At 41.5% G+C, this 13,162-nt stretch carries 10 protein-coding genes; 1 reads left to right on the forward strand and 9 read right to left on the reverse strand.

Annotated elements, in window-relative coordinates:
• Window positions 1-52: 52 nt before the first annotated feature.
• The 4 genes from AN391_RS10470 to rlmD all read right to left on the reverse strand — a co-directional run bounded on the left by AN391_RS10470 (window position 53) and on the right by rlmD (window position 6,154).
• Complete coding sequence (locus tag AN391_RS10470; RefSeq protein ID WP_055015360.1) at window positions 53-1,687, reverse strand: CTP synthase; 1,635 nt, start codon at window positions 1,685-1,687, stop codon at window positions 53-55.
• Between the two features lie 177 nt (window positions 1,688-1,864).
• Complete coding sequence (mazG, locus tag AN391_RS10480) at window positions 1,865-2,662, reverse strand: nucleoside triphosphate pyrophosphohydrolase (RefSeq protein ID WP_200909021.1); 798 nt, start codon at window positions 2,660-2,662, stop codon at window positions 1,865-1,867.
• Between the two features lies 1 nt (window position 2,663).
• Window positions 2,664-4,820 carry a GTP diphosphokinase gene (relA, locus tag AN391_RS10485; RefSeq protein WP_055015363.1) on the reverse strand — a complete coding sequence of 719 codons (2,157 nt, stop codon included), beginning with the start codon at window positions 4,818-4,820 and terminating at the stop codon, window positions 2,664-2,666.
• Window positions 4,821-4,828: 8 nt separating this feature from the next.
• Entirely contained in the window at window positions 4,829-6,154 is a 1,326-nt protein-coding gene (gene rlmD, locus AN391_RS10490; protein ID WP_055015364.1) for a 23S rRNA (uracil(1939)-C(5))-methyltransferase RlmD, read from the reverse strand.
• A gap of 111 nt (window positions 6,155-6,265) precedes the next feature.
• Between rlmD and barA the strand changes: the two genes are divergently transcribed.
• On the forward strand, window positions 6,266-9,040 hold the full coding sequence (barA, locus tag AN391_RS10495) for a two-component sensor histidine kinase BarA (protein WP_055015414.1): 2,775 nt from the start codon (window positions 6,266-6,268) through the stop codon (window positions 9,038-9,040).
• 104 nt (window positions 9,041-9,144) lie between these two features.
• Here the strand turns inward: barA and pdxJ are convergent, their stop codons facing one another.
• The 5 genes from pdxJ to lepB are packed head-to-tail and all read right to left on the reverse strand — an operon-like array spanning window position 9,145 to window position 13,148.
• Window positions 9,145-9,876 (reverse strand): pyridoxine 5'-phosphate synthase, encoded by a 732-nt coding sequence (gene pdxJ / locus AN391_RS10500; RefSeq protein WP_004586231.1) that lies wholly within the window; start codon window positions 9,874-9,876, stop codon window positions 9,145-9,147.
• A gap of 21 nt (window positions 9,877-9,897) precedes the next feature.
• The gene (gene recO, locus AN391_RS10505) at window positions 9,898-10,590 is read right to left on the reverse strand and encodes a DNA repair protein RecO (RefSeq protein ID WP_024033080.1); all 693 of its coding nucleotides are present in this window, start codon (window positions 10,588-10,590) and stop codon (window positions 9,898-9,900) included.
• Window positions 10,591-10,610: 20 nt separating this feature from the next.
• Window positions 10,611-11,543: a GTPase Era gene (era, locus tag AN391_RS10510; protein WP_004586229.1), complete on the reverse strand. Its 933-nt coding sequence runs from the start codon at window positions 11,541-11,543 to the stop codon at window positions 10,611-10,613.
• Window positions 11,533-12,210 carry a ribonuclease III gene (gene rnc / locus AN391_RS10515; RefSeq protein WP_004586228.1) on the reverse strand — a complete coding sequence of 226 codons (678 nt, stop codon included), beginning with the start codon at window positions 12,208-12,210 and terminating at the stop codon, window positions 11,533-11,535. The genes era and rnc overlap by 11 nt, the downstream gene beginning before the upstream one ends.
• 2 nt (window positions 12,211-12,212) lie before the next feature.
• Complete coding sequence (gene lepB, locus AN391_RS10520) at window positions 12,213-13,148, reverse strand: signal peptidase I (protein ID WP_004586227.1); 936 nt, start codon at window positions 13,146-13,148, stop codon at window positions 12,213-12,215.
• Window positions 13,149-13,162: the final 14 nt, after the last annotated feature.

Below are 13,162 nucleotides of genomic sequence, written 5' to 3' on the forward strand. Positions count from 1 at the left end.
TTAGTCAGCCCTTTAGACAAAAAAGCCGTGCAATATGCACGGCTTTTTTTAATTACGAAGACGTTTTTTGATGAGTATGAGCGGCTGCTACAAACCCTTCAAATAACGGATGACCATCGCGTGGTGTTGACGTAAATTCCGGGTGGAATTGCGCAGCAATAAACCATGGGTGATCTTTGTTTTCGATGATTTCGACTAGTTTTTTATCTTCTGATAAACCAGTAAAGCTTAAGCCAGCTTGCTCTAATTGCTCTACAAAGTTGTTGTTTACTTCGTAGCGATGACGGTGGCGTTCAACAATTTCTGTATTGCCGTACACTTCATGCACCTTAGAACCCGGCGTTAAATGACATTTTTGTGCGCCTAGACGCATTGTGCCACCTAAGTCAGATTTTTCATCACGTACTTCAATATTACCTTCAGCATCTAGCCACTCTGTAATTAAGCCCACAACAGGTGCTTTTGAGTTAATATTAAACTCAGTTGAGTTAGCATCGGTTAAACCAGCAACGTTACGTGCGTATTCAATAAGGGCTACTTGCATACCTAAACAAATGCCTAGGTAAGGTACTTTGTTTTCACGGGCATACTTAGCCGCTAAAATTTTACCTTCAACACCACGGCCACCAAAACCACCTGGTACTAAAATAGCATCTAGATGAGAAAGCAATTCAACCCCTTTGCTTTCTAAGTCTTGCGAGTCAACGTATTCAATATTAATAGTTAAACGGTTCTTAAGACCTGCATGTTTTAGCGCTTCGTTAACTGATTTGTATGCATCTGGTAGTTCAATGTACTTACCAACCATACCAATCGTTACTTCGCCAGTTGGGTTAGACTCTTGATAAAGCACCTGTTCCCATTCAACTAAATCAGCTTCTGGTGCGTCAAGGTGGAAACGACGACACACAAAGTTATCCAGCTCTTGTGACTTTAATAACGCAGGAATTTTGTAAATGCTATCTACGTCAGGAAGCGAAATAACCGCTTTTTCTTCAACATTAGTGAACAATGCAATTTTTGCACGTTCGTTGTTAGGCAATTTACGGTCTGAGCGACAGATAAGAATATCAGGCTGAATACCTACAGAGCGTAACTCTTTAACTGAGTGCTGTGTTGGCTTTGTTTTAACTTCGCCTGCAGGGCCTAAGAATGGCACTAGCGTTAGGTGAATAAATAGCGCTCGTTCGCGGCCAATTTCAGTACCTAACTGACGAATTGCTTCAATAAACGGTTGTGATTCAATATCGCCTACTGTGCCACCAATTTCTACAATCGCAATGTCATGACCTTCAGCACCGTCGTATACACGTTGCTTAATGTCGTTTGTGATGTGTGGAATAACCTGAATGGTTGCACCTAAGTATTCACCACGGCGCTCACGGCGTAACACGTCTTCGTATACACGCCCTTGTGTGAAGTTGTTGCGGCTGGTCATTTTGGTGCGAATAAAACGCTCGTAGTGACCTAAATCAAGATCCGTTTCGGCGCCGTCTTCTGTAACGTATACTTCACCGTGTTGAATTGGGCTCATTGTGCCTGGGTCAACGTTTATGTAAGGATCCAGCTTTAAAATGGTAACATCTAAACCGCGGGCCTCTAAAATAGCTGCCAATGACGCTGCTGCAATACCTTTACCCAACGAAGAAACCACCCCGCCAGTAACGAAGATAAATTTTGTACTCATGCGAACCCTAGAATATCAGGAATTAAAAGGAATATAACACCCGAGAAAGAGACTCTGGGTATATCATCAAGACGGGGCGAAATTATACCAAAACAGCGTTGAGCAATCCAGCTAAAAATAGCGTTTACCCGCACAAAAAATGTTCTTTGATTAACATTAGTTTGTGCTGAGCTCATCTCATTTCACTTTTTTAATGGCTTCCCATGCTTCTTCCATTTCATCAAGCGTTGCGCTCTCTAAACTTTTTCCTTTTGCAATTAAATAACCTTGCACTTTTTCAAAGCGCGCCGAGAACTTATCGTTGGCTTGTCTGAGTAACTGCTCCGGGTCGCGTTTAACATGGCGAGCCACATTGACCGTAGCAAATAATAAGTCGCCTATTTCTTCTGCGGTGTGATCAGATAAAGGGTCGTGCTCAAGCGCTTCTTTTACTTCAAGTACTTCCTCGCTTACTTTATCAAGTGCACCATGATAATTAGGCCAGTCAAAACCAAGTGCGGCGACCCGCTGCTGAATTTTTTTAGCTTTAGCTAAGCTTGGCATATTAGTGGGTATATCTTGCCAAAGCGAGGCGTTGCTCGGCTGTACTTTTGCTGCACGCTCTTGTGCTTTAATTGCTTGCCATTGCGTTGCTAATTGCTCGTCGGTTAACGCTTGCTTAGTGTTAAAAACATGAGGGTGACGGCGGGTAAGTTTACTATTTAGCTCACTAACCACGTCGTTAAAATCAAATAATTCCTGCTCTTTGGCAAGTTGGGCGTAAAACACTATTTGAAACAGTAAGTCACCGAGCTCATTTTTAAGATCGTTTAAATTACCCGATTCAATACAATCTGCAACTTCATAAGCTTCTTCTAATGTATGCGGCACAATAGATTTAAAGTCTTGTTTTAAATCCCAAGGGCACCCGTCCTCAGGATCGCGAAGTGTTTGCATTATATGTAAAAGCTGCTCGAGTGCGTTGGTATCAGCCACTTTATTGGTTTCGTTTGGCACTGTGCACACCTTCAATTTGATGCAACTTAGATAATACCCGGTTTGTGCCCGATAGGTCGTGCACTTCTATTTGCATAGTAAATACTGCCAACTGATCGGCCCCAACGGTATTGACGTTCATGTTGATCACATTTACTTTTTCATTAGCCAGTACAGAGCTAATATCGCGGATTAAACCTGAGCGATCGCTTGCTTCAATTTTTATACTCAGCGCATAAGAGCCATTTATTTCATCTGACCAACTCACCGATATAACGCGCTCTGGGTGCTGCTCTTTTAAGTTGTTAAATGCATCGCAATCTTCGCGGTGCACGCCTATGCCTCGGCCTTGTGTAATATAGCCAATTATTTTATCGCCAGGGACTGGGCGACAACATTTTGCAACGTGGCTCATTAGGCTGCCAACGCCGTCCACCACAATACCGTTTTTATCGCCTGTTACTTTACTAGGCGCTTTAAAACGAATAACGGGCTCTTCTTCGGTACGGTCGCTTACAAAGTTGAGCATTTGATTTAAACGGACATCGCCTGCGCCTATGGCAACCATTAAGTCATCTAACTCTTTAAAGTTAAAGCGCTTAATAGCGGGGTCTAAATCTTTATAGGTTAAATCTAGCTTTTGCAGTTCGTTATCAAGAATCTCTTTACCGGCGCTTAAATTTTTATCACGGTCGAGCTGTTTAAACCAATGATGGATTTTAGCCCGCGCACGCGACGATTTAATATAGCCAAGCGATGGGTTTAGCCAATCGCGGCTTGGATTAGGCTGCTTTTGTGTGAGTATTTCGACCTGATCGCCTGTAGATAACTGGTGCGTAAACGGCACTATTTTGCCAAATACTTTCGCTCCTATGCAGCGATGCCCTACATTTGAGTGAATGTAATAAGCAAAATCCAGCGGTGTAGCACCAACAGGTAAGTCAATAATGTCGCCACTTGGGGTAAATATATAAACGCGGTCTTCTACAACTTGGTTTTTCAGCTCTTCGGCTAAGTCGCCTCCATCGACCACTTCTTCTTGCCATTGCAGTAATTTACGCAACCAGCTAATTTTTTGCTCATAACCTGAGCCACGCCCTGGTAAGGCGCCTTCTTTGTACATCCAGTGCGCGGCTACACCTAGCTCAGCATCTTGATGCATTTCGCTGGTACGTATTTGTATTTCAACGGTTTTTCCTTCAGGGCCAAATACCACAGTATGAATTGACTGATAGCCGTTTTGTTTAGGTGTAGCCACGTAGTCGTCAAACTCTTTATTTAAGTGACGCCAATTAGTGTGCACAATACCTAGGGCGCCGTAACAATCTTGCAGGCGCTCAACCACTATTCGCATCGCCCGAATATCAAACAGCTGATCAAACTCGTAGTTTTTTTGCTGCATTTTTTTATAAATGCTGTAAATGTGCTTAGGGCGGCCATACACTTGCGCCTCAATACCGGCTTCGCTTAGGCGCGCTTTAACTTGCTCAACCATATCTTCCATATAGGCTTCACGGGCAAGGCGTTTGTCATCAAGTTGCTTAGCAATGCTTTTATAAGTGTCGGGGTGTAAATACCTAAACGATAAATCTTCAAGTTCCCACTTAAGCTGCCCTATACCTAACCTGTTTGCTAACGGGGCAAAAATATCGGCGGTTTCTTTAGCAGCAATAACACGCTCTTCTTCATCGCCATTTTTTACATTACGTAAATGGCACACTTGCTCGGCAAGTTTAATTACAACCGCGCGCACATCTTCAACCATAGTAAGTAACATTTTACGAATGTTATCTACCTGCATTGTTCCTTTACCTTGGTGAGATAAAGTACTAATAGCCGCCATTTGTGCAACCCCCGTTAGAAGCATGGCTACATTTTTGCCAAGTTGTGCTTCTACGGTTTCAAGATCTACTAAGTCATTTAAGTAATAATGCGTGAGGTACGCAGTTGCGAGAGATTCTGCATCTAAATTAAGCTCGGCTAAAATCTCGACCATTTCGATAGCCGTGTTTTGCCGTGCTTGGTTGTCACATGTAACACACAATGCTTGCGCTTTGTTTAGTAGCGTTATTTTATCTTGCGATAACGCTAACTGTTTTAGGCTAGTAGCAAAGTCACCTGTGTCGTCCTGCTGATGTGATTGACGTGTAGCGACCATAAAACGCTTTACCTCCGTTGAAATAACGCCATTGTTTCTATGTGTCCTGTATGCGGAAACATATTCATTAGCCCAATTTTAGTAACTTCAAAACCTGCTTGCGAAATAATTGCACTGTCACGGGCTAAAGTAACAGGATCGCAAGAAACGTATAAAATGGTTTTAAACTGCTTTAAAGAAAGTTGCTCTAAAACAGCCATAGCACCGGTACGAGAAGGGTCTAATACTAATACGTCTAGCGCCTTATTAAACCATTGTGCTGTTTCAATTTTTTGCGTTAAATCAAAACAATGAAAGTGCGCATTAGTAATAGAGTTAGTGTGCGCATTTTGTGTCGCCATTGCAACCGCCGATGCAACCCCTTCTACGCCAATAACCGATTTAGCATGCTGAGCAAGCACTAATGAAAAGTTACCAATCCCACAAAATAAATCCAATACCTGCTCGTTTCCTTGCAAGTTAAGCCAATTTACCGACTGCGTTAACATTGCTTGGTTAACTTCATCATTTACTTGAATAAAATTACCAAGGCCAAACTCGAACTTTAAATTAAATTTTTCTAAAAAATAATAAGGTGTAGGTAAATGAGTTTGCTCTATAACATCGCTGCAGTCTTGCCAAGTAATTAACCATTGCTGTGCATTTGCCGCCTCTTGTACATAGCGTTTGGCTTCATCTGCTATCGCTTTAGTATGACGAATAACAATAAAGTTCCCAGCTTCGTTTTGGCATAACTGTAAATGACTTATACTGTGTAGCGCTTTATATTGATTAATAAGCGTTTCAAAAATACTAAATACGTTAGTAAATGCCTTACTAAGCACATCACATTGCTCAATACTAATCACATTTTTAGAGCTAAGCGCACGATACCCAACTCGCATTTTTTTAGCGGCTTTATCATACATTACAGCAATTCGGGCGCTGCGCCTGTAATGAGTGGGCTTACTTAATAAAGGCGCTTGCCAATTTAACTCGCTTAATTTGGCAAACTTTTTAAATAATTGCGTCACTGCAGTCTGCTTTTCAACCACTTGCTGATTTATTTCTAGGTGCTGTAACTGACACCCACCACAGTGATTATAATGCGGGCAAAATGGTTGCGTGCGTGCATCGCTTGGATTAATAACCTTAACCAACTTAGCACTACTGTACTTAGCTTTATCTTCTATTAGGCTTGCCGTTACTTTCTCATTCGTTAAAGCGCCGCTTACAAAGCACACTTTATTATTGTGTTTGGCAACACCTCGCCCCTGATGATCCATGGCCGTAATATTAAGTGTGAGTGTTTGCTGTTTAAGTGGTTTTTTCTTTGCTTTAAAAATTTGCGCCATGCGGCATTACCTTAAATTTTGTATTACGTATAAGCAAATCAGATGCTTTGAGAATAGCCGATGAACCGTATATACTCGGTGCATACTAATAATGATAATAACGCTTCCATTATGACCAAATTAGGCTTACGTGATTCTGTTTTAACCTTAACCTTGATCCCCACAGTGATCATTGGTTTGTTACTTGGCGGCTATTTTACAATAAATCGTTACATTGAGCTTGATGAAATTTTATATCAACAAGGCAGCTCAATATCTGAGCCTTTAGCAATTGCATTAGAGCAACCTTTACTAGAAAAAAATAAAAAGCTGCTCAATCGTCTTATTAGTTACACACACAATAAGCACTCTCCTACCATTAAGTCGATTGCTATTTTTGATACTAACAATCAGCTTATTATGACCAGTAACTATCATCGCTCATTTGATGAACTGACCCAAAAAGCACAAATTGAAAACCTCAATACAACAAAAATTAATAAGACTGAAGAATTAATCACCTTTTACACCCCTATTTTTAATCACTCCGCGCCGGTATCAAAATGGGATATTAATGATTTTCAAACCCCGCTTGGCACCGTTATTTTGCAACTAAATAAAGACCAAGCCATTATAGGCCAGCAACGAGCAGTGTTAATTAGCGGCATTGTTATTTTATTTTCAATAGTATTGGCTTCTATTTTAGCCCTTAAGCTTAGCCGAATGTTCATGAACCCGCTTAATAAGTTGGTACTTGCTACCGACAAGTTAGTAGAGGGCAAAAGAGACACAGGTTTAAACGACACCATGATGGGAGAATTTGAACTGTTGCGTGAAGGGCTTAATACCATTGCCCACACTATGGTTATGCAAAAAGACGAAATGCAGAAAAATATTGATCAGGCCACCAGTGATTACCGCGAAACCCTAGAGCAATACGAAACTTCAAATATTCAGCTAACCATGGCCAAAAAAGAGGCGCAAGATGCGAACCGCGTTAAGTCAGACTTTTTAGCCAAAATGAGTCACGAGCTACGCACCCCGCTTAATGGGGTTATTGGCTTTACGCGGCAGTTGTATAAAACACCTTTAAATAAACATCAAAAAGACTACCTCGATACCATAGAGCTTTCTGCCAACAGCTTATTGACGATTATTAGCGATATTTTAGATTTTTCTAAGCTTGAAGCGGGCGCCATGGAGCTTGAATCCATCCAGTTTCAACTGCGCGATAGCGTAAACGAAGTGATGACATTATTAGCGCCTTCGGCGCATGAAAAACAACTTGAGCTATCTATATATATTAACCCGCAGGTACCTGATGATTTAACGGGTGACCCAACACGTCTTAAACAAGTCCTTATTAACTTGTTAAGTAATGCCATTAAGTTTACCGAAAAAGGCTCAATAAAAGTTGATATAAGCTACCGTTTATTAGATGAAGACCGTGCCTCTATTTTAGTCTCAGTAACCGACACTGGCGTGGGTATACCAATGGACAAACAAGATGCACTATTTACCGCATTTGGCCAGGCTGATTCATCCATTACTCGAAAGTTTGGCGGCACAGGTTTAGGCTTAATCATTACTAAACACATTGTTGAGGCTATGAATGGCCGAATAACGCTAAATTCAGCTCCTGGAAGCGGCACCTGTTTTACCTTTAATGGTGTGTTTAGGTTGCCTGATCATACCTTCAGTAACGACCTACCTTCTAAGTCTCTTATTGGTAAACGCATATTATACTTAGAGCCGCACGAGCATACGCATCACTCAGTACTTTCTGTATTAAACGAATGGGAAGCGGTTGTAACGGCCTGCTTTAATGAGGCCGCATTTTTAGATGCTATCAAGCATAAAATGCTTAAATACGATATTTGTATTATTGGTGATATGGCATCGGTAGATGATATGCAGCGCCTTAAAGGCTATGTGAATATGGTTCGCGAGTCGTGCGATTATTTATACCTTATGCTTAATACTGTATCGCATAATATGCGCGAGGCATTTATTGGCAGCGGCGCCGATGCCTGTTTAAGCAAGCCGCTCAATCATCGTAAATTATGTGAAGTACTCGCTGCACCTTATCGACTTGATCACCCAACCTTAAATATTGAGCCAAGCGATCAAACCTTATTGCCATTAAAAGTACTGGTGGTAGATGATAACGATGCAAACTTAAAACTTATTTGCACTTTATTAAAAGAACAGGTTGAATTTATAGACACGGCCTACAATGGCTCTCAAGCCTACAGCTTAAGTAAAAGCCACAAGTACGATGTTATTTTTATGGATATACAAATGCCAATAATGGATGGCATTACCGCCTGTAAACTGATTAAGGAGTCTTCTTTAAACGAAGACACACCTATTATTGCGGTAACCGCGCATGCACTGCACAGCGAAAAAGAGCAGCTATTAAAAGATGGCTTTAAAGGCTATTTAACTAAGCCTATTGATGAGGACATGCTGAGCCAAATTATATGCGATCATAGTCCGCAATCGCCCGTAAGCCGCGACAAAATTAAAAGTGTAACGTCACAAAGCCCAGCTCCATTTGAAAGTAACTGCTTAGATTGGTCGCTTGCGCTACAACGTGCAGGGGGTAAAGGTGAGCTGGCGCTGGAAATGCTCAATATGCTATTACAAAGTGTGCCAGAGACGCTCTCGCAGCTCAACGAAGCTATTGAGCAAAACGATTGCCAAACGGTATTAAGTGTTATCCACAAATTCCATGGCGCGTGCTGTTATACCGGTGTGCCTAAGCTTAAATCACTGGCAGAAACCATAGAAACCTCACTTAAAAGTGATTGCGTGCTAGATAACGTTGAGCCTGAACTATTTGAGCTTCAGGATGAGCTGGAAAACCTCATGGCAGATGCAAGTGCTACCGAGCATCAACGCTAAAAAACACGTAATAAAAAAGCGCAGTAAATGCGCTTTTAACAGGTTTTAATACCATTTTACTTAATTAAGTATTGCTATGAAATGGTGCCACCGTGGGGTTAAATTTATAACCTTGCCTCAATCATGAGGCGTTTCATGTCGCGTACTGCTTTTTCAAGGCCATCAATAGCTGCGCGCGCAATAATAGCGTGGCCAATGTTAAGCTCATAAATTTCAGGCATTGCAGCAATTGGTTTTACGTTATGATAATGAAGGCCATGTCCTGCATTTACAATTAAGCCTAAGCTCGCCGCGTATTTTACACCCTCTCGTATGTGCTCAAGCTCTTTGTGTAAATCTTCATCATTAGTGGCATCTGCATACGCGCCGGTATGAATTTCTACGTACGGTGCACCACACGCTTTAGCTGCATCTAACTGTGCTTTATCGGCATCAATAAATAATGACACTTTAATACCCGCATCAGTCAGTGTTTTAGTGGCCGCTTTAATTTTATCTACGTTACCAGCCACATCTAGGCCGCCTTCGGTCGTAAGCTCTTCACGTTTTTCAGGTACTAAACATACGTACTCAGGCTTTACTTCAAGGGCAATGTTAATCATTTCATCTGTAACCGCTGTTTCAAGATTCATACGCGTTTGAATCGTTTTAGCCATTACGTATACATCGCGGTCTTGAATATGGCGACGGTCTTCACGCAAGTGAATAGTAATACCATCTGCACCGGCGTGCTCTGCCACACTGGCCGCATGTGCTGGGTCTGGGTATGATGTACCACGCGCTTGGCGAAGCGTTGCAATATGATCAACGTTTACGCCTAAAAGAATGTCTTTCATTTTGTTACCTGTAAAATATGTTTATTGAGAGGCCATAAATAATTCACGGCTTTTTAATGGTTTATTACCCAGTAAAGGTTTTAGTAAATAACGGCTTAATTGTTTTGCCATATAGAGTACATCGCTTTGGCTAAAATCATGATTAGCAATCGCTTTGAGCTGCGCGCCGCTAAACCCTGAGCGCGTATCTTGTTGCATCAAAAAACCCAACTCAGGAAAGTAACTATACGTTTGCCTTTCATCAATTGGCTCACCACTGGCATCAAAGCTAAAGTCGACGCCATAACCCAACAACTCTAATAGTTGAAATTCGTATGAGCGCAGCACCGATTGTAAATCGACATCGCTATTTAAGTTCTCTAGGTGAGTTTTGTAGAGCTCAAACACTTGTTCAAGTGGCTCGTTTACCGGCACAATGCGGTTAGTCAGCTCATTTAAATAAAAGCCACAGTAAAGCTTATCCTTTGTTAAATATAAAGGATTACCATGTAGCTCAAATTTATTAATGTATTTTAAATCGTACTTGCCACTGTAATGAACAAGCAGTGCCTGAAAAGGCTGCAATTGTGCTTTGTGTTTAGTGGCCTGGCGACCACTCACTCTGGCTAGCATTCTTAGCTGGCCTACGCCTTCTACCAGCATATCGAGCATTACTTGGGAGTCGCTATAAGGACGCCGATGTAATAGGTACGCTGTGTAGAAGTCGCTATCCATATTAGTTGGTTAAATGCAGGTTAATCTTCGCCATAGCCTAAACTTCTTAAGGCACGTTCATCATCTGCCCAACCCGATTTAACTTTAACCCAAAGCTCTAAAAACACTTTGTTATCGAGCATTTCTTCAAGGTCTTTACGGGCTTCACGGCCAATCACTTTAAGCTTTTCGCCTTTGTTACCTATTACCATGCGTTTTTGGGTTTCACGCTCAACAAGAATTAACCCATTGATATGCCAAACACCGTTTTCTTGCCATTTAAACTGCTCAATTTCTACAGTAACAGAATACGGCAGCTCTTCGCCCATAAAGCGCATTAGCTTTTCACGAATAACTTCTGCCGCCATAAAACGCATTGAGCGGTCGGTTACATAGTCATCAGGAAAGTAAAATTCGCACGGTGGTAAGCGTTTAGTTACTTCGGCTTTAATTAAATCAACGTTTTTACCTTGTGTTGCCGATACCGGCATTATGCCCACAAAATCAAATTTGTCGCCAAGCATCTTCATATGCGGTAATACTAAATCGCGGTCTTTTACTTGGTCAATTTTATTAATAACAAGTAAAACAGGCTTACCACTTTGCGATACTTTATTAAGTACCATTTCGTCATCGGCATTCCAGTGAGTGCCCTCAACAACAAAAATAATAAGCTCGACATCACCAATTGAACTCGATGCAGCACGGTTCATCAAGCGGTTAATAGCGCGCTTTTCTTCAACGTGTAAGCCCGGCGTATCAATATAAACAGCTTGGTGTTGCCCTTCGGTATGAATACCCATAATACGGTGGCGAGTTGTTTGTGGCTTGCGCGAGGTAATACTTACTTTTTGCTCAATGATTTCATTAAGCAATGTTGATTTACCTACATTAGGGCGGCCAACAATGGCAACCATGCCACAAAACGTATCAATATCACCTTCATGAGGCTGTATTAAGGTATCAAGATTCATTTTTTAGTATCTTCAATGCTTTTTCGGCAGCTTTTTGTTCGGCTTTACGACGCGAGCTACCAACAGAAATAATGCTATCCATACCTTCAACTATACATTCAACCGTGAACGTTTGATTGTGCGCTTGACCTTTGGTATCAACAACGGTGTAGCCCGGTAAAGATAACTTACGCGCTTGTAGATACTCTTGCAGCAAGGTCTTAGGATCTTTTTGATTAAGCCCTGGTGAAATAGCATCAAGTCGAGATTCGTACCACGCTAAAATCAGCTCGCCACAGCGGTCTATGTTTGAGTCTAAAAACACAGCCCCTATAATGGCTTCTACAGCATCAGCTAATGTTGATTCACGACGAAAACCACCGCTTTTTAACTCACCCGGCCCAAGGCGCAAGTAGTCACCTAAACCAAACTCTAGCCCAAATTCAGCAAGTGTTTGGCCACGCACAAGCGTAGAGCGCATACGGCTTAAATCGCCTTCACGCGCTTTTGGAAATTTGTCGTACAAAGCATTGGCAATAACAAAGCTCAAAATTGAATCGCCTAAAAACTCTAAGCGTTCGTTGTGTTGACCTTTATGACTGCGGTGCGTCATTGCCTGTTCAAGTAAACCTTGATCAGCAAATTCGTAGCCAATTCGTTTATATAATTCTGTTACATTTTTTTTCATTGTTACTGAATATTACCTAGGCGTTCAAAACGAACACCAGTTGGAACCCATCCTGGTAAAACATCATCTGGGCCATTCTCAAATTCAAAACTCATCCATATAAAGACAGCTTTACCCACCAAGTTTTCTTTTGGTACAAAGCCCCAAAAGCGACTATCTTGGCTGTTGTCGCGGTTATCACCCATCATAAAATAATGATCAGCTGGTACAGTCCATTCATCCGAAGGAGTACCTGGTTGCTGATAGTAACGCCCTTTACGTTCAGGTGCGCGTGGGTTGATTAAAATGTCGTGCTTGAGTGTCGTTAAATCTTCATTTACTCGGGCAAGCGACATTTGGCCTTGTTTAAACTCATTATCGTTAATTAATTTAAAATCAATTTTATTAAACTCATTACAAAGTAGGTCACCCTGCTGGGTCTCGCCTTCTTTACAATTAGGTTGAATATATAAACGTTTATCACGATAAACAATTTTATCGCCCGGTAAACCAATAGCACGTTTTATATAATCTACTCGCTCATCTAACGGGTATTTAAAAACAACAATATCGCCGCGTTCAGGCTCGCCTACATCTACAAGCTGGCTACGCCATACTGGGTCTTTAATCCCGTACGAGTACTTTTGTACTAAAATAAAGTCGCCCACCAACAGGGTTGGCATCATTGAACCTGACGGTATTTGAAAAGGCTCAAAAATAAACGACCTAAAAATAGTAATAGCTGCAATCATCGGAAAAATCGATTTTGCAGTTTCTGTAATTGCCGGCTCAGGTGCTATTAACGCCGCTGTTTCCTCATCAAGCTGGCCACCGGCAGATGTTTGGGCAAGCGCCAAACGCTCTTGCCTTTTTGGCGCATACATTAGGTGGTCAATTAACCATATTAAACCTGAGCCTAACGTTAATAACACCAATAAAACTGAGAAATAACCAGCCATCTATAATCCTTTGT

This window comes from Pseudoalteromonas sp. P1-13-1a (assembly GCF_001401875.1).
Taxonomy (GTDB): domain Bacteria; phylum Pseudomonadota; class Gammaproteobacteria; order Enterobacterales; family Alteromonadaceae; genus Pseudoalteromonas.

What these genes read in the sequence shown, in the direction of transcription:
- AN391_RS10470 (WP_055015360.1), bottom strand. Translation starts at nt 1,687, where the DNA reads ATGAGTACAAAATTTATCTTCGTTACTGGCGGGGTGGTTTCTTCGTTG.
- era (WP_004586229.1), bottom strand. Translation starts at nt 11,543, where the DNA reads ATGAATCTTGATACCTTAATACAGCCTCATGAAGGTGATATTGATACG.
- rlmD (WP_055015364.1), bottom strand. Translation starts at nt 6,154, where the DNA reads ATGGCGCAAATTTTTAAAGCAAAGAAAAAACCACTTAAACAGCAAACA.
- barA (WP_055015414.1), top strand. Translation starts at nt 6,266, where the DNA reads ATGACCAAATTAGGCTTACGTGATTCTGTTTTAACCTTAACCTTGATC.
- lepB (WP_004586227.1), bottom strand. Translation starts at nt 13,148, where the DNA reads ATGGCTGGTTATTTCTCAGTTTTATTGGTGTTATTAACGTTAGGCTCA.
- relA (WP_055015363.1), bottom strand. Translation starts at nt 4,820, where the DNA reads ATGGTCGCTACACGTCAATCACATCAGCAGGACGACACAGGTGACTTT.
- recO (WP_024033080.1), bottom strand. Translation starts at nt 10,590, where the DNA reads ATGGATAGCGACTTCTACACAGCGTACCTATTACATCGGCGTCCTTAT.
- rnc (WP_004586228.1), bottom strand. Translation starts at nt 12,210, where the DNA reads ATGAAAAAAAATGTAACAGAATTATATAAACGAATTGGCTACGAATTT.
- pdxJ (WP_004586231.1), bottom strand. Translation starts at nt 9,876, where the DNA reads ATGAAAGACATTCTTTTAGGCGTAAACGTTGATCATATTGCAACGCTT.